Genomic DNA, 22,720 nt, shown 5'->3' on the forward strand with positions numbered 1-22,720 from the left:
TCCTTAGAATTTTCTCTTCCAGGTCCCGCTCTTTCCGCCGGTCTTATATTCCAATCGCACTTTTTCAATAGTTATATTCTTCTCCGCAGACTTGCACATATCGTAAATGGTCAGAGCAGCAACCGAAACCGCTGTTAGTGCTTCCATTTCTACGCCGGTAGCGCCTTTTGCCTTTGCCCGCGCCAAAATCTCTATGGCATTTTTCTCTGAATCGGGAGTAAAGTCGATCTCTACTTGTTGCAAATTCAGAGGATGACAAAGGGGAATCAGGGTCTGCACCTTTTTGGCAGCCATGATTCCTGCTATCCTGGCCACGGCCAGAACATCGCCTTTAGAAATCTTACTCTCAATAAGAAGATTAAGGGCATCAGGTCCTATTATTATCCGTCCCGAAGCAACCGCTTCCCTTTGGGTCAAAGGTTTTGGACTTACGTCCACCATATGGGCTTGACCCTTCCTGTTCAGGTGAGAAAGAGAATCCTTTATCAAGACGTCTTCTCCTGACCGGGGTGTCCATGTACTTCGGATCGCCTAAACAGTTTACGAAAGAAGCCTCCTCCTTTTTTTTCTTTTTCGATATCTGCGAATTCCCGAAGCAGGGCACATTGACGTTCCGTTAAGCTGGTTGGTGTTACAACAGCAACTTCCACTACCTGATCCCCGGCCCCAAATCCTCTAAGATCAGGAACGCCAAGTCCTTTCAGCCTGAAGTGTTCTCCTGTCTGGGTCCCTGCTGGAATTTTTAAGTTGCGGGGTCCATCCAGGGTGGATACTTCAATTTCGTCTCCCAGGGCCGCCTGGACAATAGAAATAGGGAGGCGGAGATATATGTCATTGCCGCGACGTTCGAAAAGGTCGTGGGGTTTTACGTGTATTACTACGTAGAGATCCCCCCTTGGCCCATTCCTGAGACCGGCTTCACCCTCCCTCCTGAGGCGCAGTCTTGAGCCTGTATCTACACCTGCGGGAATACGCACCTTCACCTTGTGCCTCTCCCGGACCCTGCCTTTGCCTTGGCAGGTCTTGCAAGGATTTGTGATAATTGTTCCGCTTCCGGAACAGTGAGGACAGGTAGAGGAGATCCTGAAGAAGCCTTCCGACCTTATTATTTGACCCCTTCCATGGCAAGTGGGACAGGTAGCAGGATGGCTTCCTGGGGCCATGCCCGTTCCATGGCAGATGGAACAGGACTCAAGACGAACGATCTCGATTTCAGTCTCCGCACCCCTGGCAGCATCTTCAAAGGAAATATCAAGGTCGTATCTAAGATCTGCTCCTGCCTCCGGCCCCATATATGCATCTTGTCTCCGGTGAGCAGCAGAGAAACCAAACAGATCTTCAAACAGGTCGCCAAAGGTGCTGAATATGTCTTGGTGCCCTGAAAAACCCCTGAAGCCTGTCCCGGCTATTCCTTCGTGGCCGTAAAGGTCATAAGTTTGCCTTTTTTGGGGGTCTCTGAGCACTTCGTAGGCCTCCGCCGCCTCTTTGAAACGTTCCTCTGCCTTTTTATCACCCTGATTTTTATCAGGATGGTATTTTAGAGCCAGCTTCCGGTAGGCCTTTTTCAGTTCTTCAGATGAGCAGTCCCTGGAGACCCCCAAAATCTCGTAGTAGTCTCTTTTCATAGCAAGTGCAGCGCCTTAAAGGACTTTGAACCTTCGTTGTAAATATTTACCCTCTGCCTGTCAGGGATTGAACGATCAATTTGTCTGGTTGATATCTGTCTGCAAGGCCTGGAAAATTCGTTGTTCCTCTGCCTCCCGGGCCAATTCCTCCAGGTTTTCAAATTTTACTTTACCTTGAGCAATTTCCCTCAATGCCAGAACTATTTCCCTGTTTTTGCATTTGACCAGGGGCCGGGCCCCCTTGCGCAATCGCTTCACCCTCTCGATCGCAAGATGAACCAATGCAAAACGGCTAGGTACATTTTCCAGGCAATCTTCTACTGTTATTCTCGCCATTGTATATTCTCCAGTAAAAAAACAACATAACACTAATCACCAGATATTGCTTCACATTTCAATTCAACCTAAATTGAGCGATCAGCTGTTAGCCGTCAGAGTTTAGCTTTTGTCAGAATTCAACCTCTTGCCCTTTTGGAATATCCGGACGGCCTATTCCAGAGATGACCCGACGGCTGCCTTGCATTAGAACAAGATATGGCATTTTGCAAGTGCCTTTTAGAAATTTATTATTATAATATCAGTTTTAGTTGGCGCAATCCTTATTCGATTACAGAGTGACCATTCACACTCTCTGGCAGATGGGAAGTGGGCGATTATCAACACGGCTATCATAATAGACCCGGCATGAAGGACCTGCTTGCAGGCATTTTTTCATGTCTCCTCATTTTGGCAACGTCTGTCAACGGGCAGGATTTGGCAGGAATTCCTGAAAATAACCTGCCACAGGCCAAGATTCAGGTATCTCATGAAGCGGTTTCTCCTTCATGGCAGTTGGTTTGGAACGAAGCCAGGGAAATGGTGAAAAAAAATGAATTGGATGGTGCTATAGCTCTTTACAGGAAATTGATAAAAGATCGCCAAGGTCTGATAGAGGCCAGATTTGAATTGGCTTTGGTCTTAATGCGGTCTGATAAAGAAAATCAAGCCATACTGGAGCTTGAACATGTCGTAGAGGCCAGACCTCATGACATCCAGGCATTGTTCATTCTTGCAGAACTTCTGAGCCGTTCAGGTCAGTGTGATAAAGCCATAACCATTTATAAAAGTCTGGTGACAGAGCTTGATCTCCAGGGAAAAAACCACGGCATTGCAGGGAATGGATTACTGAATACCACTGAAGAGCTGTCCCTGGCAGAGGTTTTAGAAGGCATTGCCCGTTGTCTGGAATCCCAAGAGAGGTTTAATGAGTCAATAACATATCTGCAAAAGGCCTTGAGCATTGAACCTGACCGTAAAGGCCTTGAGCTTGATCTGGCCTGCAGGCTTCTGCGTTTAAAAAGAGCAAAGAGTTCCTTATCTCACTTCCAGAAATTGCTGCCTCAATATAAAGATGATCCCGGCTTTTTAACCAACTATGCAAAGGCCCTTTTAGCTGCAGGAGATCGAGATAAGGCTATTAGGACACTTGAGAGATTTGTAGCACTCTGCAAAGATAATACCGGGAAAGATTACACGGATAATCTTACATGGGGTGTTAACGAGCTTGTATCCTTATATCTGATGAACGGAGAGGTCCGGTCAGCGATCAACGTCCTTGAAAATTTGAAACATGATCATCCAACTATGCTTGATAAGCAAATCCTGGCAACTTTGGGACGCCTGTATTTTGCCTCACGTAATTATCTCAAGGCCCTTGAGGCATTCAGGGTCTTCCTGAGAGAAAAACCTGACGATAAAATGGGGTTGCTGTTTACGGCCCGCACATATGAACGCCTCCAGTTTCTTGCACCAGCCATTTCCATTTATGAAAAACTCTTACTGCATGAGCCCGATCCGGACATTGCTACGCATTTGGGTAAGTTGCTTTTAGAGACAGAAAGTTTTGACCGAGCAAACTCCCTGATTGCCGGGGATATTTATAATGGAGATGATATCAAGGGAAGAGAATTCCTGTTACGGATCTACCTGATGAACGGGGACAGAGAAAGTGTTGAAAAGCTTTTAAGCAGTGAAGGCGTTTTCCTCAAGGATAATGATATATCAGCCTTATATGTTTCTCTTGTCACATCGATTGGTTGTACTACGGGTGCTCGGATGAAATCTCATTTGTTAGGCAACGCCCTGTTTGCTCTGGCTGACCAGGTTGAGGAGAGGAGAGATCTCATGCAGGCCGGCGTGAAGCTGCTTTTGGATATTGGTCAACAGGACTTGGCAGAGAGGGTATTAAGGCGTTGTTGGCTTAAAGGCCGGTCCCTGTGGTCTGTTGACATGTTGATCAATAATTACCTTGAGAAGAATATGCGGGAAGAGGCTGTTGCTTTGCTTGAGAGGGCACTATCTGTTTATCCCTCATCAGCAAGGCTTAAACTTAGACAGGCCTGTCTGTTGCTTGACATGGGTGAGACTGACAGGGCAAGTAAGCTGCTTTCATCAATTAATACAGGAGATAATTGGAAGTGGATGAAAGAAAAAAGGCTGTTATATGAAGGCCGTGCCTTTGGCCTGGCAGGAAGATATGAAGAGGCACTCGATATTTACGGGGAAATAATTCAACAGGCACCAAATCATCTGGAAGCACATAGAGGCAGATGGACCAATTTTGCAGCCTATGGATTGGCACGGAAGGCCGATGCAGAGGCGCTGGGGTTAAAGATGATTACAGGGAATCCATCCTTTTTACATAATAATGGAGAGGGAAATGGAAATAATGAAAAACCGGTTCCAATTCTCGTAAAGAATGGGAGAATGATGCCGGCTCCCGGGGCCTGCCTGAAGGGATTGATGCAAAGTGAGGAATTGCTGCCACCTGAAGATATCCTTAGTTCTCCATTTTGCGAGATGGAAGGAGAGGCGTGTCCTTTACTGCTCGCCTTAGCCTACGAACGTTTTGAAAATTTTTCAGAAGCTGTTGCTATGTGGCTCTCTTTTTTAAAGAGACACGATACATACTGGCCCGGCTATGAACGTCTCGCCAAAATATACGAGGGCAGGGACAAGGCAAAATATGCAGAAAAATTACGATACAGGGCCTGTGACAAGATAAAACATCTACGATTGTATCACAGTGAATCAAAAACTGCCTCAGAAGAGGTTGGGCCTTCGGATCTGCGGATATGGCGAGAACTTGATGATATGGTTCTGAAATCCTGGGAGGGGGTATTCTGTTCCGATTAGGAAATTTCGTAAATATTCTTATGAACCCGTTATATCCCGCCTTGAAGCGGTTACCTTTTTCCGGGTTTCAAAGCTCACCCATTGCAGACCGAAAAGGCAGTGCAATCCGGCCCGCTACCCAAAACCCCGCAAAAGGCAAACCGCTCCTGCGGCAACCGGTCACACAGGGTGCTCCTTCTGAAAACGATTTGCGTCAGCCCTGTAGTTTTCTTGGTCTTCGCAGCATGGGAAACCCCCGGCTCCGGAGCGCAGCGGAGGAGAACGGGGGAGGGTCTCCCATGCTGCGAAGGCCTTAAGAAAACAAGGGGCGAGAGCATGTTGGAAGAAGGAGCACCCTGTGTGACCGGTTGCCGGTGGAGCACGGACGGGTTCACCGGATATTTACAAATCTTTTTTATTATTCCTTGATTTTTCCAAAGGTTATGGATAAAAAGGTAAAGCAAATATCTGGGGAGATGCGTGCATGAATATTTTGGTTACCGGCGGAGCGGGTTTTATCGGGTCCCATCTATGTGATCACCTTATTTCTGAAGGAGAGTATGTCTCAGTCATAGATGATCTTTCCACCGGTTTTTTTGAAAATATAGCCCATCTGCAGGGTAATTCGAGGTTTCAATATGTAAACGACACTATCCTGAATAAGGACAGGATGGATAGTCTTATCAGAAAGTGTGATGTAATAGTTCATCTTGCTGCTGCTGTAGGCGTTAAATATGTTGTAGAGAATCCGCTTTCCTCTATCGAAACCAACATTCGCGGGACTGAAATCGCACTTAATCTGGCCAATAAATACAAGAAAAAAATACTCATAGCGTCAACGTCAGAAGTCTACGGAAAACATATGCATGCCCCTCTTAAAGAGGATGATAACTTGATTTATGGTCCTCCCACCACCATGCGCTGGAGCTATGCGGCTTCCAAGCTTATTGATGAGTTTACCGCACTTGCATATCATCGTATCAAAAAGCTCAGGGTGGCTATGTTTCGTTGCTTCAATACAATAGGCCCAAGGCAGACAGGCCTCTATGGAATGGTGGTACCCAGGTTTATTCAGCAGGCACTGAGGAATGAGCCTATGACAGTTTTTGGTGACGGCCGGCAGACCCGCACGTTCACTTATGTTGGAGATGTAGTAGAGGCCATATGCCGACTCATGGAGTGTGAAAAGGCAATCGGTGAAGTAGTAAATATAGGAGGTACGGAGGAAATCTCTATATCAGAGCTTGCCGAGCGTATAAAGTCCCTTGCCGGGAGCAATTCCGAAATAATTTATATTCCTTACGAACAGGTCTATGGCAAAAACTTCGAGGACATGATGCGCAGGGTTCCTTCATCTGAAAAACTCGACAACCTAATAGGTTTTGTTCCACAAATGCCTCTTGATACGATTCTTGAAAGGACCATAGAATATTTTGGCAGTAGTAAAATTGGGAATTGGGAATTGGGAAAAATACAAAGATGTGAATGCGCTATCTAATTTCTAATTTCCTGTTTCGACACCGGCATTCAATTCGACAATACACACTTTTCGAAAAAAGTGTAAACTGATGAAGGGTGCCCCAATATTTTAATTATATCATATGTCAGTCACCCTCCTCAATGCAGGGCTTTTTTTTCTTTACTCCTTTGGGTTAAGTGCTTTCCTGACTCCGTGCGTGATCTGGATCTCGAGGCGCATCGGCTTTATGGCTCAGCCCAGGGAAGACCGGTGGCATAGGCATCCGACGGCCCTTCTGGGGGGTATTGCGTTATTCTTGTCATTTATGCTTCCCGGTCTGTTTCTGGGGAAGATGCCATCTCCTATGCTTGCCCTGACTCTGGGAGCAAGTGCCATATTCTTACTGGGGCTGATTGATGATCTCTACGAGTTATCGCCTCAAAGCAAATTTATGGGCCAACTGATCATCTCTGCCCTGATTGTGGCCGGCGGGATGAGAATACAAGGATTGGGCCATCCCGCCGTATCCATAATTGTAACGCTTTTTTGGTTCGTAGCTGTCACTAATGCGGTCAATATTTTGGACAACATGGATGGCCTGGCGGCCGGCATTTCGTTTATAGCCGCCTGCTCACTTTGGGCCTACAGTCAACTCGGAGGGCCGGCTCTATTAGGTCCGCCGGCCATGCTCCTCGCAGGGGCTACTGCTGGATTCTGGATTTATAACTTTAATCCCGCCAAAATATTCATGGGAGATTGCGGAAGCCTCTTCCTGGGATTTATCCTGGCCGGCCTGACCGTAACAGGTACCTGGATGTCAGGGTTGCCTCATCCAGCGGGTGGAGGTTATACCGGAGTCACCAGCCTGGTACTGGTGCTGGTGGTCCCTGTGGCTGTCCTGATCATACCACTCTTTGACACCGCTCTCGTGTCCTTTACCAGGGCCCAGACCGGACGGCCTATTTCTGAGGGAGGACGCGATCATACCTCTCATCGCATGGTTCTGCTGGGATATTCAGAAAAAAGGACCGTGTTAACACTCATGGCATGGGCTGGAGGCATATCGGCCATGGCCTTATACCTGTCATACCAGAGTGCACAGGGACTTCTGGTTATGCTGAGTGTGCTGGCAGTGATTTCCCTGTTTTTCGGAACATTTCTTACACACTTGAACGGCACTGTTTATGATGGCAAGGCAGGGAGTCCAGATACCACATCTCGACAATCCTTACTTTTATCCCGAGTGCTTAACAAAAAGCAAATTCTCCAGGCAGTTGTGGATACTGTGCTTATAACCATCGCCTATCTTACTTCTTATCTTCTTCGATACGACGGTGTTATTAATTTGTGGAATCAACAGCTCATAGAGAAATCTCTTCCCTTGCTTATCCCCGTCAAGCTGTGCTGCTTTTGGATCTTTGGGCTGTATAGGGGTCAATGGCGATATGTGAGTATTGGAGACATGTGGCAGATCTTTAAGGCAGTTATAGTCAGTTCTCTAATTATTGTCGGATTGCTTCTATATATCTACCGCTTCGATGGCTATTCCAGAGTTCTTTTCGTGAACGATGCCCTGTTGACTCTGATAATGATAGGCGGAGTCCGTCTGCTCATGAGACTCTTTAAGGAATATTTCAGTCTGCAGGCCGAGCGCAGCAATTCGATACCCATCCTAATAGTGGGAGCGGGCGATGGGGGAGATCTGTTTTTGAGGGAACTCAGGCATAATTCAAATCACGATTATCTGCCGGTGGGTTTTATTGATGACGATCCTGCGAAAAAGAACCAGGTAATCCATGGGATCAAGGTCTTGGGAGACAGGGAAGCCATACCCGGCCTTGTCAAAAGATACGGAGTTAAAAGGGTGTTTGTGTCTATTATGTCGGCAGCAGACAGCCAGATTGAAGGGATTTCTGATATCTGCGAAAAGAGTGATGTGAAATGTGATAGGGTGAGGCCGCTTCTGGCAACAGTGAAATCCATAGAAAAAAAACCGGCCTGCTCAAAAAAAGACAAGGTTGTACTCTTTAAGCCTGGAAAGAAGAGGAGAAATGAGCGAAAAGCGTCTTTCTAAAACCGAGTGGAAGCGTCTTGAAAAAGATCTATGCCGAAGCAGAAGACCTGTTTGGACACAAATCACGGCCAAAGACCGACAAAGGGTCCTTTCGTATTCGGACAAGTACAAGGACTTTATCAGTAAGGCAAAGACCGAACGAGAGTCTGTCGACATCATTGTAAGCATGGCACAGAAGAGAGGTTTTGTGCCGTTTGAACAGGCCGGGCCGGGTTCCAGCCGGATCTTGTGGACCTTCAGGGGAAAGACGGCTGCCTTGGCCGTAACAGGTAAGGCGCCTATTTCTGATGGAATCAGGATCATCGCTTCGCACATAGACGCCCCCCGTTTGGACCTGAAGCAGAATCCCGTATATGAAGATCTGGAGATGGCCTTTTTGAAGACACATTATTACGGTGGGATCAAGAAGTTTCACTGGGTGGCTCGCCCTCTCGCCATCCATGGCCTGGCACTGAAAAGAGACGGGAGCGCAATTCCTGTTGAATTTGGTGAGGATCCTCATGATCCTGTGCTTTCAATAAACGATCTTTTGCCGCATCTTGCCCACAAAGTGCAGGATAAGAAAAAGATGTCAGAGGCCATACCTGCAGAGAAGCTCAATGTGTTAATCGGAGGTTTTCCTCTTTTGGGCCCTGAAGACCTGAAGGAAGGCGTGAAATTACGTATCTTGAGGATTCTGAACGAAAGGTACGGCCTGGTGGAAGAGGATCTGATAAGTGCGGAACTGGAAATTGTCCCTGCAGGTGTCTCGAAGGATGTGGGTCTGGACGGCGCTTTTGTCGGCGGTTACGGGCAGGATGACAGGTCCTGTGCATATGCCTCTCTTCATTCCATCCTTGAACTTGAGGAACCCCAAGTTACTTCAGTTGCCCTTTTCCTTGATAAGGAAGAAATAGGAAGTGACGGAAATACAGGGGCCAAATCCAGCTTTTTTGAGGTAGTGCTATATGATCTCATGCGGAATGGAGGTCTTCGGATCGAAGCGGATAGCCTTGTACGAATACTTATTGTGTCCAAGGCGATTTCAGCGGATGTTACCGCGGGAATAGATCCCAATTACAAAGAAGTCCATGAGGAACGCAATGACGCACTTGTCGGACATGGAGTCTGCCTTACGAAATATACCGGCTCAAGAGGAAAATATTCAGCAAATGATGCCCATGCCGAATATGTTAACTGGTTGAGGTGCGTCTGGAACAATGCCAAAGTCGTCTGGCAGGCCGGGGAGTTGGGGAAGGTGGACGAAGGCGGAGGGGGTACTGTGGCCAAATATCTCGCCCAGCGCGGCCTGGACATAATCGACGCAGGACCTCCCGTGCTCAATATGCACTCGCCATTTGAGATAGCGCATAAGTCCGACCTGTTTATGACGTACAGGGCATACGCTGCTTTTTATCAGGCAGAGGATTGATTGATTTTCGAAAAGGATCTGTCACCATGCAGTTCAAGACTGATTTTCTGGTTATAGGGAGCGGGATAGCCGGGCTGAGTCTTGCAATAAAACTCGCCCCGCTGGGACAGGTAACAGTAGTTACCAAAAAGTCCGCATCTGATACGGCTACCAATTTGGCCCAGGGCGGCATAGCCTGTGTCTTTGGCCATGATGACAGCTTTGACCTGCACCAACAGGACACCCTGCGCGCGGGGGACGGTCTGTGTCACGAAGATATAGTCGAAATGATAGTCAGCCAGGGCCCGGACCGTGTAAGGGAGTTAGAAGGCCTTGGGTTGAAATTCAACAGGGATCCGTACAATCCTGACCTGCTGGATCTTGGAAGAGAGGGAGAACACTCTCGCCGCAGGATAGTTCACGTTGGAGATTTTACCGGTAGATCGGTGCAGAATGTCTTGATGGATAATGTCGGCAGGTTGCCTTCTGTTGAGGTTTTTGAAGACTATATTGCGATTGACCTCATCACCGAAAGTAAAGTCAGGGCACGCCTGCCAGGCAAGGTAGAGGAAGAGCGATGCCTGGGGGCCTATCTGCTTGAAGTGGCAACAGGTACGGTTCATACTTTCCTGGCCCCGATAACAGTACTCGCCACGGGCGGGTCCGGTAAGGTTTATCTTTATACCAGTAATCCTGATGTGGCTACGGGTGACGGTATAGCTGTAGCGTACCGTGCCGGAGTCAGGATCGCCAATCTGGAATTCGTTCAGTTTCATCCCACGTGTCTCTATCATCCTAAGGCCAAAAATTTTCTCATATCAGAAGCACTCAGGGGAGAGGGTGCCATACTCCTGGACCCTGAATACAGGCCTTTCATGGAGAAATATGACCCCAGACAGAAGGATCTTTCCGGAAGAGATATAGTCGCAAGGGCCATAGATACTGAATTAAAGAGCAGCGGAAAGGAATGTGTATATCTGGATATAAGTCACCGCTCTGCTGATTTCATACAGGGGCGTTTCCCAAATATTTATGAGACATGTCTGGACTTTGGGATAGATATCACAAAGGAGCCTATACCAGTTGTACCGGCAGCCCATTATATGTGCGGAGGGGTGGTTACTGACAAATACGGAGAGACAGACCTTGAAGGCCTTTTCGCTTTGGGAGAAACTGCATGTACTGGTCTGCATGGCGCCAACCGGCTTGCGTCGAATTCCCTTCTTGAAGCCCTTGTCATGGCCCACCAGGCTTTTTTGAAGATCAGTGAAATCTTCCCTGGCTTGAAGGCAAAATTATTTCCCCAGGTATCTCCATGGGAAACCAGGGGAGCTGTGGATTTAAAAGAGGCGGTTCTCATTTCTCACAATTGGGATGTAATCCGGCGTCTGATGTGGAACTATGTCGGTATTGTCCGCAGCACAAAAAGACTTAAACTGGCCGGACAGCGCCTTTTACCTATTCTTGAAGAGATCCAGCAGCACTACTGGGAATATATCCTCACCCGGGATTTTATAGAACTGAGGAACCTCGCACAGGTTGCTGAACTCATCATTATAGCAGCCAGCCAGCGGAAGGAGAGCAGGGGCGGGCACTTCACGATTGACTATCCTTTTAAAGATGACTGGAACTGGCGCAGAGATACAATTATTCAAAGGTTTGGAAGGCATTAATCAGGAGTTATATGGTTACTTAAAAAGAAATGCGGACAGAGATCCGGCCATTGGAAAAGGAATCGGCCATAGTATAGCTAAGGGAAAAGTTAGACTTCGGAATTCAGGCACTCAATCTTAATTTTGGCTCTAATACTTTGAATTTCAGAGACAAAATAGTCTTCTTTCTGGCAAGCGGACTATTTTTGGGATTGGTCCCCTTTGCCCCGGGTACATTTGGGAGTCTCCTTGGCATTCCTCTCCACTGGCTTCTCAGTCATCTTCCAATTTCTCTGGGAATATGTTCTCTTGTATTTGTTGTGCTGATATCTGTGTGGATAGCAGGCAGGACAGAGCTTTTACTGGGAAATACTGATCCATCTCAAATAGTGATAGATGAAGTGGCCGGCATGGCAGTAGCGCTTGCGGGTGCGCCCATTGAACCTTCTTTGATTATAATTGCCTTTTTGTTTTTTCGTTTTTTTGACATCTGGAAACCCTTTCCAATAAGATATATTGACAGATCTCTTCCCGGGGGATGGGGTATTGTACTTGATGATGTTGCAGCCGGTGTTATGGCAAACTTGTCCTGGAGACTGTGGCATTATATTGTACCTCTGATCTGAATATATGAGATTTGAATTGGAATTTCATGGACTTTCAAGGTAATTAGTCATGCATGGTGAAATTATAGCTATAGGAGATGAGCTTGTATCCGGCAAAGTGCTCAATACCACTGGCAGCTTTGCAGCCAATAAGCTTTTTTCTGCCGGTTGCCAGATAACCAGGATAACATCCATTGGTGACGATCCCGATGATATCGAGGAATGTCTGCTGACAGCAATAAAGAGATCAGAATACGTTATAATCACCGGCGGGCTTGGACCAACCAGTGACGATATAACTAATGAGGTAGCGGCCAAGGCCTTAGGGCGTCCTTTGGTACCGAATGAGGTAATTCTCGAGAAGATCAGGAGGGCGGAACGGCGATTTGTTAATCCTGTTTCTTTGAGTGAAAAGTTGGCTTGGTTACCTGAAGGTGCCGAAGTCCTGAATCCCGAAGGTTGCGCTGCAGGATATCTCTTGATCCACAAGGACATTCCTCTTTTTTTTCTGCCGGGAGTGCCAGGGGAGTTGGAAGATCACATGGTCCAGCGGGTTATTCCCAGGCTTAACGAGCTTATTGCCGGAAAATTATATGTAAGACAGCAGACCTTCAAGGTATTTGGCCTGACAGAGACAGAAATAAACACGCTTCTTGAAAAGCTGGAATCCAGCCGGGATGGCTTGAGTATCGGTTATTATCCCAACTTCCCCGAAGTCAACGTGACCGCCACTGTAAAGGGCGTAAATCCGGAAGAAGTTAACAAAATTTTTGAAATGGCATGCGATACAATCAAAAAGCATCTGGACAAAAATATAGTTGCCGTTAATGAGGAAACTCTTGAAGAGGTAGTAGGCAGACTTCTGTCTGAAAATCATGGCGTTCTCGTCCTTGCAGAGTCCTGTACCGGCGGCCTTCTGAGCCAACGTGTGACCAGCATTCCCGGCAGCTCCGGTTGGTTTGAAAGGGCAGTAATTACATATAGCGACAAGTCAAAGGAAGATCTCCTTGGGGTCTCCCGCGAGACTTTATCCTGTTATGGTGCAGTCAGTCACCGGACTGCCGAGGAAATGGCAGACGGTGTGAAACGATTGGCCGGTACTGGCTATAGTCTTGCTGTTACCGGCATTGCGGGGCCATCCGGTGGTACTTCTCAAAAGCCTGTAGGCACAGTCTATATTGCCCTATCAACCCCGGAACGAACAGTAGTGGAACGATTCCAATTTGCCGGGACAAGACACATGATACAGGTACTGGCAGCGGAAACTGCTCTTGACTGGCTGAGACGGTATTTGAGTTATGGTACGTACTTTCCTGGCTATAGATCTGCCGGGCAGGCAGCGTAAGATACTTGAAGAACATCAGGGCCGATGGAAGTCTGCCAAGGCAGATGTGAAGTGGATCTATCCGTCCAATATGCACCTGACACTGAAATTTCTGGGTGAAATTCAGGAATCAACCATAGAGAGCGTGATAGCTGTCTGCAGAGAGGTCTGTTGTCTTTACAGGAGTTTTTCTTTGTTTTTAAATGACACGGGCGTCTTCCCAAACCTGAGACGACCCCGGGTACTGTGGATCGGAATCGGAGGTGAAGCAGATATTCTGTGCAAATTGCAAGGCAGTATTGAAGCAGCCTTGGAGAAAAAGGAGTTCCCACGGGAAGGCCGTGTCTTTAAGCCTCACCTGACTGTAGGCCGAATTCGTTCCCCCCGCGGGCTTCCACGGCTTCTTGAAGTATTTGTAAAGGATAAGATTGTAATTGAACCTTTTGCAGTAAAAGAAGTAATTGTATATAAAAGCCGGTTGACTCCCAGCGGACCTTTATACAGTCCTCTGGCTCGATGCGGTTTAGGGCCGGGGAAGAAATGAACTGCTAAAAAAATGAACATCGAACATCGAACATCCAACATCGAATATTGAATGGGAAAAGATGAAGGAACAGAGGTCAGAAGCCGGAAGCCGGAGGTCGGAAAAACAGCAACCAAATATTCCTGAACCTTTGTTTCTCATTTGGTGTTTGTTTTTCATTCGACGTTGGGCGTTCGATGTTCGATGTTGGACGTTCATCTCTTGAACCTCTGAACCCTGAACCTCTGAACCTCTGAACCTCTATCTTATGCAGGCCGCCTTAACCTGTTTTAGTTCTGTATCTCCTTTTAAGACCTTCTGTATACCGTCCTGCTTCAGGGTAAACATTCCCTGCCTCATGGCATGCTCCCGTATTTCTTCCAAGGGGCATTTCTTCTGTATAAGCTTCTTAAGGTTGTCATCCGACACGAGCAGTTCGTGAATCGCGAGCCTGCCCCTGAATCCGGTCCTGTTGCAATGTTGGCAACCCTTTGGCCGGTATAGCTTTATGTCATTCAGGTCTGATGGTTCTAGGGTCGGGTTGGATGAAAACCATACTCGTGTAATATGTTTTCCTTCTCGCTGTCGTCAGGCTCGTAAGCCTGGCGACACTTGGGACAAAGCCTTTTTACCAGCCTTTGTGCAAGAACCCCCAACAGGGCGTCGGCAAAATTGTACGGGTCCATTCCCATACCCAAAAGCCTTGTAACTGTTTCCGGGGCGGAATTGGTATGGAGTGTCGAAAAAACCAGATGTCCGGTCAGGGACGCCTCTATTATTGTCCTGGCAGTTTCTTCGTCTCTGGTTTCGCCAATCATTATCACATCCGGGTCCGCCCTTAAAAAGGCCCTGAGAACCCGGGCAAAAGTCAGGCCTATATGTGGTTTCACCTGTACCTGACGCAATCCGTCCTGCACGATTTCTACAGGATCTTCTGCCGTCCAGATTTTTTTATCAGGCCGGTTTATATGACCTAGTGCGGCATGCAGGGTAGTTGTCTTTCCCGACCCGGTAGGACCAACCAGAAATATGAGCCCATAGGGCAACTGTAAAAGCTGTTTTAGCTGTTTCAGGTTGTAATCAAGGATATCTATGTGGTCAATCGGCATGGCCTCGGAAGAAGCCAGTAACCTGAGTACGATATCTTCGTTGCCTTCAATTGTTGGAAGTGTGGCTACACGCAATTCCAAGGTCTTGCCAGAGCGAGTCTTGAACTTTATCTTTCCGTCTTGAGGCAAGCGCTTCTCGGCAATGTCAAGGTTAGACATGATCTTGATCCTGGATATCATTGCACGCTTATAGTTATACGGAATGGTTTGATAACGCATGCAATCGCCATCAATCCTGAAGCGAACCAGGGCCCCCCGTTTGCCTGCCAAGGATTCAATGTGAATGTCAGAGGCCCGGCGCTGGTAGGCGTCCTCTATGGTTTTATTGGCTATCTGTACTACTACGCTGTCAGATTCTGATGCTAAACCTTCTTCATCCTCCTCTTCTTCTTCTGATTCCGCGCCCTCATCAACCAGTTCAAGTTGCTCAAATACGTGATCATCAGCTCCTTCTGCAGAATATTTTCCATAGAAATAATCTATGAATCTGTCGATATCTTCCTGCAGGGAAACCGCGAATTGAAAATCTTTGGCCTTAAGAACGCTTCTTATATTGTCTATCTTTGCCAAGTCATGGGGATTATCCAGCGCAACTATAATGGTCCCTGACTTTTCACGAATCGGGGCACAGGAATTGCTTCTAAAAAAGTGCTCTTTGATCCCTTGTACGCAAGATGGTGTGGCCCCCACTTCCAGTTCGTCAAATTCCACAAAGGGGCATCGATAGTATTCGCTGAGGGAGCGGCCGAGTTCTGTCTTGTCTATGCCAAACTGGTTTAGCAGGATACTTTCTATGGATTTTCTTCCCTGTTTAGCCAGTTCTCTGCTCCTGTTAAGCTGTTCTTCAGACAGCAACTGATTACGGATGAGATAGTAGAATCGGCCATACTTCTGGGCTGACCGGGAAAGTTCTTCAAGTCTCTGCTTTGCATTTCTGAATGCTGGATCAAGACGGATGATTTGTTCCAGTGAATCAACGGCCTTGGGAATCGCGCCGGTTCGTTCGTGGGTAAGTGCCAGCTTATATAGTATATCCAATCGTTCATCCCTGGACAGTTGCGGATCACCAAGCGCCTCCTGTAAATGTTCAAGTGCATCGAAGGGCATATCCAGCCGTAGATATGATTCCCCAATCTTTGCCTGAATTATCCCAGGCCTGTATCCTGTTTCATTTAAGGCCTTGAGTTCCTCTATGGCCTCTGAATAAAAGTCTGCCTCCATCAAACCGATGCAGCTGTTGAATTTTTTGTCTTGATCTTCTTCAATATCTTCAGGGCCGGAGGCTGAGTCCGCTCCTCCTGACCGGGCTTTTCCCCCGCTGCCATCAATCTGAATTTTTTTCAGCAGAGATTCTACCTCGGTATGGAGGGGATGAGATTGATCACCTGTCAGTTTCTGAAGCTCCAGGCAAATAAGAAGAGCCTCTTCGTTTAGGCCCTGACTATGATACAAATCGGCTTCTGCCAGCCTGTCTTTAATTGTATTGTCCGAAGTTGAATGGAGTTTATTCATTTGTCAGTGTATTTGAGAGGCTTTCCAGCGTTGCCACGGATATTTGTTTATTTTCTATCTCCAGATTACCAACCCATGGTCCATTTCTCTCTGCGGATGGTTCCCAGGAATACTCATGAGTTATGGAAATGTTCTCTAAAGAGGTATCCAGCATGAGGACCAGCCCCTTATCCGCACGGGACAGGACTAATACAGTCGGATTGCCTGAGGGCTGAGAGTGGCCGGAAGATGAATTCGATTTCTGCAGTACCGGAAATTCGAGTTTGATAAGCTGCGATTCTTCCTTATTCGACAGTTCCCCCTGCATCAATGACTTAAGCTTTGTCCATGGCCAGGTCTTGAGCTTCTTTAATTTAAAAGTATTTAGCTTATTAAGCCCGTTCCTGGCCCACCAGGGCGCAGTTCCAGCAAATGCTACATCTTCAGGGGCAAATGCCACTTGCTTTTGGTCCCATTGGGCAACTACAAGTTCATTCCATGGGCAGGAAATATCCCCTGAGGTTATTTCTTCTTTTTTATCAGTTTCCATCGGAATGTCTCGGGTACGTTTAGCAGCATAATCGGGCACACCAACGGATGGCTCGTAATCGCCGGTTAAGGCCTTTTCCAGTATTCTCTTTTGTTCTTCAAGCCTGCCCTTAATATTTTCCTGAAAATGATGTAACTTTTCCATCCCCGGAGTCCGGGCAAGGAGTCTTTCAACCGGCAAGATGTGACCTATACAGTCATCAAGGATTTTGATGTGGGATTTGACCGTATTCGCCAATGCCTGGTACTCGGGCTCAATGGGAGCCACCTTTTCTCGCGTTCCCGCCTCTAAAACTGAATCTGCCGGCTGTTCCTGTCGGCCGGGGAATTTTTCTTTCAGGGCAGTCTCTCCGGCATCTTCGCGGGCAACTTCAGGTACCTCCATACCTATAGCTGATTCAAGCTCTTTCTTGGCGGATTTGAAGAGTTCCTCTTCAGCCTTTGTGCTCTGCTCCCCGCTCCAAGCTACGGTCTTTAAGACATCAAGGCCTCTCTGCAGGGCAACGGGTCCGGAAGTGGGCATTTTCTCAGGATGGTCTGCTATCCCTTCAAGTGTCATTGACATGAGACAGAGCAGTTCGTGAAGGTTTTTATCTGCCCCTATCTCCGGATTTTCCCGGATTGTCTCTACCAGTTTTTTGGCTGATACTACTTGTGTTTGATCAAGCTCCCACTCAAGGGCCAACAATATTTGATTGAGCTGGCTGATCTGTTGTTCCAGGTTGACAGCCTTGGTCTCCTTGTCCTCAAGCCCCAGATCAAAACCTGATCCCAGAATTTCGTCAGCGGCGATCTCCATCTGTTCAGCGGGAGCCTCCAGCTCTTTGAAATCTGGAAGCCTGATTTCTTCCGGGCGTTTTTCTTCCTGGCCTTCAACCTGAAAGGATGGCCCCTGACCTGTTTCTTCTTGCGATAAGTCTTTTACTTCACCAGTTAATGGATCTATTTCTATCTGTCGTGATGCCTTAAACAGTTCGTCAATAGTACTTTCTACGTTTCTGGTGAAACTTTCGGGATCAGTGGTCTTTTTTGTCTGATCCATAGATATTCTCCTTGTATTTTTTCACAACTGACCCAAGAATATTTCCTTAGTAACTTGTCAAAAGATGCTTTTTTGCCACGTAGCGGATGGTTCTCTTGCTTATTTCTTTAAGGGTTTCAAATACCCCTAGGCCTTTAATAGCTGCTGCCTCAAAGACATCTGTATTAAGTTCCTTGTTCAGAACTGCTTCAAGCTCTTCCCTGGTCAGCGTTGGTATGGATGTATGCACAAGATCACATTTGTTAAATTGAAAAATAATTGGAATTTTTTCCAGGGTTAGATTGTGCTCAAGGAGGTTGTGCCGCAGATCTTGGAAGCTCTCTATGTTATTTTCATAACGTACTTTAAGATAGTCGGCAACAAAGACCAGGCCATCCACACCCTTTAGAACCAGTCTCCTGGTCGCTTCATAAATAGCCTGACCAGGTACGGTATAGAGCTGTATTCTCACATCAAAGCCATTTATCTTTCCCAAATTCAAAGGAAGCAGGTCAAAAAAAAGCGTCCTGTCTCCTTTTGTTTCAATGGTCAGCATTTTACTCCGGGCTTGATGGTTCATGGCATTATATATGTAGAGCAAATTCGTAGTCTTTCCGCATCGTCCGGGACCGTAATAGACTATCTTGCAGTGTATTTCCTTTTTGCTGAGATTTATCAGGGCCATATTGAATTATCTTTAGCCAAATGCTTTTCTATGATTTTTGACAGTCTTGTTATTCTCAACCTGACCAAACCCAGAGATACATTGTCTCCAAATATTGTTACCAGAATTAATTCAGTGCCTATTCGTGCAAAGTGTATGCTGTCTTTTTTGCCTTTGTGAAACAGGAGTGCAAAGTCGTCTTCTCCTATCAGTTTTGCGATCTGCGAAGTGGCGCCGAAGTTGGCTGCCGCCAGGGCTGCCAGGGAGGTCGTGTCAAGATCGCAGGTTTTATCACCGCAAGCCGCCACCACATTGCCCGTTTCATCAATCAAGAGGACGGTATCAACGCCTGCCTTAATAAGGGTATTTTCTATCTGTATTTTGGCCTCTTCCAGGAATGAAGCGGTCAGCACTAAATCGGCCACGTTTAAACCTCAAAAAATAAAAGGATATCTTGTCTCAAAAAGACGGATAAACTCTCAGCTGAGACTCCCGAATTAAAGAGACTCTAATGGTATTATCGACCAGATCATTGAAGATATTAATTCTATCCCGACGCTTGCGAGGTAACTCTCAGCCACTGCTCAGGACGTAGAATAGACAGAACTTGAATTTGATAAGGGCCACAGTAAATATTCTTTCCTGCCTTGAAGCGGTTACCTTTTTCCGGGTTTCAAAGCTCACTCATTGCAGACCGAAAGAGGCAGTGCAATTTGGCCCGCGATCGAAACCCTGCAAAAGGCAAACCGCTCCTGCGGCAGGGCACGGATGGCAACCGTTCACGGGAAGGGGATATTTCTTTGAACAGTTTAACGGAAGCCCCCGTAGTTTTCTTGGCTTTTGCTGTGGGGGAAACCCCGGCTCCTGAGCGCAGCGAAGGAGAACGGGGAGGGGGCAAGACTCCCCCATGTCAAAAGCCTTAAGAAAACAAGGGGCTGAAGTGTTAAGTGAAAAGAAATGTCCCCTGCCCGTGAACGGTCTGCACAGTGGATTTAAACTGATCACAGGGGAGCTTCTTTATGGAGACGATTTGCGTCAGCCCCGCAAGTTTTCCTGGCCTTTACAGCATGGGAAACCCCGGCTCCTGAGCGAAGCGAAGGAGAACGGGGAGGGGGCAAGACTCCCCCATGTCAAAAGCCTTAAGAAAACAAGGGGCGAGAGCATTTGGAAGAAGAAGCTCCCCTGTGACCGGTTACCAGTGGACCACGGGTTCATAAGAATATTTACGGTCGCAAATGGAGCAGTCAGTCCTTTATTCTACCTGTTGATGTAAATGAATTTGCCGAAGTTTAGGAAGGGGGCAGAGAGATTTATGGGGTATATCTGGGGAATAGTTATTTTAAGAGGTCTTTCATCTTCTCGGCAAGGCTTTCGGCATCAAGGCCCTGAAGGCGGTACAGATCATCTGGCTTACCTGAAGAACCATAGTTTGTCACTCCCAGGGTAAGAAGCTGCTGGCACATGCCTGCCCCTATAAGTTCTTGCGCCACCATGGCCCCCAGGCCCGTGCATACCACATGGTCTTCAACCGTTATGAGCGGACCTTTCTTAGCTGCCTCAAGTATTGATTTCCTGTCTATGGGCTTGAGAGAAGCCATGTTGAGCACCCCTACCGACAAGCCCTGTGAATCGAGAATTGACCATGCTTCGAGGACCTGAGAGGTAACCGAGCCATAGGTGATAAAAGTGGCCTCATCACCCTGCCTTAACCAGTCTGCCCTCCCTGGCTGAAATAAATAGTCCGCATCGAAAAACGGCCTTCCGTCCATTGAAGTAATTATTGGCAACTTGGACCTTCCCATACCCACAAAGCAATTGCCTGGATTGGCAGCCACATACCGGACTATCCTGTCAGTCTGATTTGGATCTGCCGGCATGAATACGGAGAAGCCGAAGAGGTTGTTGAAAAGTCCCACATAGTCGAGACTCTGATGGGTCGGGCCGTCTTCTCCTACGTCCAGCCCCAGATGAGTAGATACTATTTTGAGATGGGTCCTGTTTAGGTCATTTAGCCGGTGCTGGTTGTAAGTCTCTGCCGCGGCAAAGACCCCAAAGGTGCTGAAGAAGCTAACCAATCCTTCTCTGCTCACCGCTCCGGCGCAGGTAGCTGCATGGTGCTCCTGTATGCCTGTTTCTATGAATGTGTTGCGGGAAACGCTGTGAAAGCCCTGCATCTTTACTGATCCCTCCAGATCACAGCTAAATCCTACGATCTTCGGAACAGAATCCGCAACATTGTTCCTTTGGGCCAGATCCCTTAATGCTGTACCGTAAGCAGAACGGCAGTCTGTTTTGGTCCCGGGATCGTAGACAATGGGTTCTCCGGGATCAATGGATGGGAATTTTGCCTCTGGTGTCTTGCGATGCCTTTCTATTCGGTGTTCGATTCTATTCCTTGACCACAGCTCAAGTAGCCCCTGATCTTGCCCCAGTTCTCTTAATGCCGACCGGGCATCCTCGTTTGACAGCGGAGATCCATGATACTTTGCCTTATTCTCCATAAAGGAGATACCTTTTCCCATGACGGTGCGCATGACCAGGACGGTGGGTCGGCCTGTCACAAGGCGGTCATGTGTCCATGCCCTCTTCAGGGCCTTGAATACGGTCTGGAAATCATTGCCGTCAGGTACGTACAATACATTCCAGCCTGCGGAAGTATACTCATCCCTTACACGGACAGGCATTACCTCTTCGGTAGAACCTCCTATCTGCAGGTGATTTCTGTCGATTATACCAATCAGGTTCCCTTGACCGAACTTGATTGCAAAACGTCTGGCTTCGGATATCTGCCCCTTCTGTTGTTCTCCATCGCCCATGAGGACGATTGTTTTACCCGGCCGAGCGAGGAGATTCTGGGCAAGGCATATACCCGTACCCACTGAAAGCCCCTGGCCAAGATTTCCGGTATTCCATTCAACTCCAGGCATGGTTTGTTCTATATGGCCGGCACAGGATGAGCCGGCACGACGAAACTCGCTGAGGAAATCTTCTTCTGAGAAATAACCGAATTCAGCGAGTACGCTGTAGACGCCTGGAGAGATATGCCCGATGCTTATGACCACGCGGTCACGGTCCGGCCAACCGGGTTCTGTTGGACGATGTCTGATTACGCTGTAAAGGACAAGCAGGATGTGCAGGGAGGACAGAGAACCGCCTGGATGACCGCTTCCTGCCAGTGTGGTGGAAAGGATAACGCGCGTGGCACATCTGTTCCACATAGTGTGCAGCTTGGTGATCTGTTCCTGTGTAAGTTCGTTTTGTTTTTCTATGTCTATGTGAAACATAAGCCAATTCAGGGTTCAGGGTTCAGGGTTCAAGGTTCAAGGTTTATAGAGTTTGCTCTGGACCATACAAGACCGCGCGACGTATCGCAGAAACCGGATGAACTCCGTCTTCATTGCTCTCTAACTGTGAACCTTGAACCTTATTCAGGGCTTATTTTTTGTCCTTTTCCGTTTTGGATTTTACCTCATTATCGTAAGCTTTTATGACTTCGTTTGTGATATCCACATCAGAATCAATGAAATATATACCTGGCATGTTGTTTTCTAAAATGAGTGTGTATCCACCTTCCTCACCAATACGGTTCACAACCTTTTCAAGTTCCTTGAGTATTGGTTCCATTTTTTTGTTTTCTGCCTGGCGCATTTCAAACTGGGCATCGTCACTCTGGTCTTTGAAATCCCTAAGGGCCTTTTTATACTCACGTTCCTTTTCCGCCCTGGCGGCTTCATTCATCAAGGGCCCTTTTTTTTCAAGGTCTTCCTTAAATGCCTTGATCTCATCTTGTTCAGCCCTGAGCTTTTCCTTCAGACTCTCAAATTTTTTATTGAGCGCCTCCATTGCCCTTTGGCCAGCGATGGATTTTCGGACCACCTTTTGCATATTAATAACAGCTATCTTGACTTGCGGGGTTTCTTTAGCAGCTACATTACACCATAATACCGCAGTCAGCAGAAAAACCAGTACAGTTATTGAGCTTAGGCAACCTTTCATAAGGCGGTTACTACCTCCTCCTGAGCCCTATTCATAACTTCCATCTCCTGTCATTTATTGCACGCTAGCAAAACTCAAACAATAT

19 protein-coding genes are annotated in these 22,720 nt (G+C 47.3%); 10 read left to right on the forward strand and 9 right to left on the reverse strand.

Going from position 1 to position 22,720, the window contains the following annotated elements:
- Positions 1-3: 3 nt before the first annotated feature.
- From moaC to C4B57_03550, 3 genes are all read right to left on the reverse strand, one after another.
- Positions 4-486, reverse strand: a complete 483-nt coding sequence (gene moaC, locus C4B57_03540) for a cyclic pyranopterin monophosphate synthase MoaC (protein PXF55395.1) — start codon at positions 484-486, stop codon at positions 4-6.
- Complete coding sequence (gene dnaJ, locus C4B57_03545) at positions 486-1,625, reverse strand: molecular chaperone DnaJ (GenBank protein PXF55329.1); 1,140 nt, start codon at positions 1,623-1,625, stop codon at positions 486-488. The genes moaC and dnaJ overlap by 1 nt, the downstream gene beginning before the upstream one ends.
- Positions 1,626-1,700: 75 nt before the next feature.
- Positions 1,701-1,961, reverse strand: a complete 261-nt coding sequence (locus C4B57_03550) for a DNA-directed RNA polymerase subunit omega (GenBank protein PXF55330.1) — start codon at positions 1,959-1,961, stop codon at positions 1,701-1,703.
- A 348-nt stretch (positions 1,962-2,309) separates the two neighbouring features.
- Between C4B57_03550 and C4B57_03555 the strand changes: the two genes are divergently transcribed.
- The 8 genes from C4B57_03555 (at position 2,310) to thpR (ending at position 13,826) form a co-directional block, all read left to right on the forward strand.
- Positions 2,310-4,799 (forward strand): hypothetical protein, encoded by a 2,490-nt coding sequence (locus tag C4B57_03555; protein PXF55331.1) that lies wholly within the window; start codon positions 2,310-2,312, stop codon positions 4,797-4,799.
- A gap of 463 nt (positions 4,800-5,262) precedes the next feature.
- On the forward strand, positions 5,263-6,276 hold the full coding sequence (locus C4B57_03560; GenBank protein ID PXF55332.1) for a nucleoside-diphosphate sugar epimerase: 1,014 nt from the start codon (positions 5,263-5,265) through the stop codon (positions 6,274-6,276).
- A gap of 103 nt (positions 6,277-6,379) precedes the next feature.
- Complete coding sequence (locus C4B57_03565; GenBank protein ID PXF55333.1) at positions 6,380-8,311, forward strand: hypothetical protein; 1,932 nt, start codon at positions 6,380-6,382, stop codon at positions 8,309-8,311.
- Positions 8,289-9,722 carry an aminopeptidase gene (locus tag C4B57_03570; GenBank protein ID PXF55334.1) on the forward strand — a complete coding sequence of 478 codons (1,434 nt, stop codon included), beginning with the start codon at positions 8,289-8,291 and terminating at the stop codon, positions 9,720-9,722. Before C4B57_03565 ends, C4B57_03570 begins: the two co-directional genes overlap by 23 nt.
- A 26-nt stretch (positions 9,723-9,748) precedes the next feature.
- On the forward strand, positions 9,749-11,374 hold the full coding sequence (locus C4B57_03575; protein PXF55335.1) for an L-aspartate oxidase: 1,626 nt from the start codon (positions 9,749-9,751) through the stop codon (positions 11,372-11,374).
- Between the two features lie 101 nt (positions 11,375-11,475).
- Positions 11,476-11,979, forward strand: a complete 504-nt coding sequence (locus C4B57_03580) for a phosphatidylglycerophosphatase A (protein ID PXF55336.1) — start codon at positions 11,476-11,478, stop codon at positions 11,977-11,979.
- A 49-nt stretch (positions 11,980-12,028) separates the two neighbouring features.
- On the forward strand, positions 12,029-13,303 hold the full coding sequence (locus C4B57_03585; GenBank protein ID PXF55337.1) for a hypothetical protein: 1,275 nt from the start codon (positions 12,029-12,031) through the stop codon (positions 13,301-13,303).
- Complete coding sequence (gene thpR, locus C4B57_03590) at positions 13,257-13,826, forward strand: RNA 2',3'-cyclic phosphodiesterase (protein PXF55338.1); 570 nt, start codon at positions 13,257-13,259, stop codon at positions 13,824-13,826. Before C4B57_03585 ends, thpR begins: the two co-directional genes overlap by 47 nt.
- Positions 13,827-14,335: 509 nt before the next feature.
- Here the strand turns inward: thpR and C4B57_03595 are convergent.
- Genes C4B57_03595 through C4B57_03610 form a run of 4 tightly spaced genes read right to left on the reverse strand, consistent with a single transcriptional unit; the run spans position 14,336 to position 19,064 of the window.
- Entirely contained in the window at positions 14,336-16,426 is a 2,091-nt protein-coding gene (locus C4B57_03595) for a type II secretion system protein E (GenBank protein ID PXF55339.1), read from the reverse strand.
- The gene (locus C4B57_03600) at positions 16,419-17,996 is read right to left on the reverse strand and encodes a hypothetical protein (GenBank protein ID PXF55340.1); all 1,578 of its coding nucleotides are present in this window, start codon (positions 17,994-17,996) and stop codon (positions 16,419-16,421) included. Before C4B57_03600 ends, C4B57_03595 begins: the two co-directional genes overlap by 8 nt.
- A gap of 46 nt (positions 17,997-18,042) precedes the next feature.
- On the reverse strand, positions 18,043-18,660 hold the full coding sequence (locus C4B57_03605; protein ID PXF55341.1) for a gliding motility protein: 618 nt from the start codon (positions 18,658-18,660) through the stop codon (positions 18,043-18,045).
- Positions 18,651-19,064, reverse strand: coding sequence for a dynein regulation protein LC7 (locus tag C4B57_03610; GenBank protein PXF55342.1), 414 nt, complete (start codon positions 19,062-19,064; stop codon positions 18,651-18,653). The genes C4B57_03605 and C4B57_03610 overlap by 10 nt, the downstream gene beginning before the upstream one ends.
- A 288-nt stretch (positions 19,065-19,352) precedes the next feature.
- On the opposite strand from C4B57_03610, the gene C4B57_03615 reads away from it, so the two are divergent.
- Positions 19,353-19,562, forward strand: coding sequence for a hypothetical protein (locus C4B57_03615; protein ID PXF55343.1), 210 nt, complete (start codon positions 19,353-19,355; stop codon positions 19,560-19,562).
- Positions 19,547-19,912, forward strand: coding sequence for a hypothetical protein (locus C4B57_03620; protein PXF55344.1), 366 nt, complete (start codon positions 19,547-19,549; stop codon positions 19,910-19,912). Before C4B57_03615 ends, C4B57_03620 begins: the two co-directional genes overlap by 16 nt.
- Positions 19,913-19,973: 61 nt before the next feature.
- Here the strand turns inward: C4B57_03620 and C4B57_03625 are convergent, their stop codons facing one another.
- Both C4B57_03625 and C4B57_03630 read right to left on the reverse strand, forming a co-directional pair.
- Positions 19,974-21,923 (reverse strand): transketolase, encoded by a 1,950-nt coding sequence (locus tag C4B57_03625; protein PXF55345.1) that lies wholly within the window; start codon positions 21,921-21,923, stop codon positions 19,974-19,976.
- A gap of 151 nt (positions 21,924-22,074) precedes the next feature.
- Complete coding sequence (locus C4B57_03630; protein PXF55346.1) at positions 22,075-22,635, reverse strand: hypothetical protein; 561 nt, start codon at positions 22,633-22,635, stop codon at positions 22,075-22,077.
- Positions 22,636-22,720: the final 85 nt, after the last annotated feature.

Source organism: Deltaproteobacteria bacterium (genome assembly GCA_003194485.1).
Lineage (GTDB): Bacteria > Desulfobacterota > Dissulfuribacteria > Dissulfuribacterales > UBA3076 > UBA3076.

Bases quoted from the DNA above. Each gene is read 5' to 3' on its own strand.
- dnaJ (PXF55329.1), bottom strand. From the start codon at position 1,625: ATGAAAAGAGACTACTACGAGATTTTGGGGGTCTCCAGGGACTGCTCA.
- C4B57_03550 (PXF55330.1), bottom strand. From the start codon at position 1,961: ATGGCGAGAATAACAGTAGAAGATTGCCTGGAAAATGTACCTAGCCGT.
- C4B57_03555 (PXF55331.1), top strand. From the start codon at position 2,310: ATGAAGGACCTGCTTGCAGGCATTTTTTCATGTCTCCTCATTTTGGCA.
- C4B57_03560 (PXF55332.1), top strand. From the start codon at position 5,263: ATGAATATTTTGGTTACCGGCGGAGCGGGTTTTATCGGGTCCCATCTA.
- C4B57_03565 (PXF55333.1), top strand. From the start codon at position 6,380: ATGTCAGTCACCCTCCTCAATGCAGGGCTTTTTTTTCTTTACTCCTTT.
- C4B57_03570 (PXF55334.1), top strand. From the start codon at position 8,289: ATGAGCGAAAAGCGTCTTTCTAAAACCGAGTGGAAGCGTCTTGAAAAA.
- C4B57_03575 (PXF55335.1), top strand. From the start codon at position 9,749: ATGCAGTTCAAGACTGATTTTCTGGTTATAGGGAGCGGGATAGCCGGG.
- C4B57_03585 (PXF55337.1), top strand. From the start codon at position 12,029: ATGCATGGTGAAATTATAGCTATAGGAGATGAGCTTGTATCCGGCAAA.
- thpR (PXF55338.1), top strand. From the start codon at position 13,257: ATGGTACGTACTTTCCTGGCTATAGATCTGCCGGGCAGGCAGCGTAAG.
- C4B57_03595 (PXF55339.1), bottom strand. From the start codon at position 16,426: ATGAATAAACTCCATTCAACTTCGGACAATACAATTAAAGACAGGCTG.
- C4B57_03600 (PXF55340.1), bottom strand. From the start codon at position 17,996: ATGGATCAGACAAAAAAGACCACTGATCCCGAAAGTTTCACCAGAAAC.
- C4B57_03605 (PXF55341.1), bottom strand. From the start codon at position 18,660: ATGGCCCTGATAAATCTCAGCAAAAAGGAAATACACTGCAAGATAGTC.
- C4B57_03620 (PXF55344.1), top strand. From the start codon at position 19,547: ATGTCAAAAGCCTTAAGAAAACAAGGGGCTGAAGTGTTAAGTGAAAAG.
- C4B57_03625 (PXF55345.1), bottom strand. From the start codon at position 21,923: ATGTTTCACATAGACATAGAAAAACAAAACGAACTTACACAGGAACAG.
- C4B57_03630 (PXF55346.1), bottom strand. From the start codon at position 22,635: ATGAAAGGTTGCCTAAGCTCAATAACTGTACTGGTTTTTCTGCTGACT.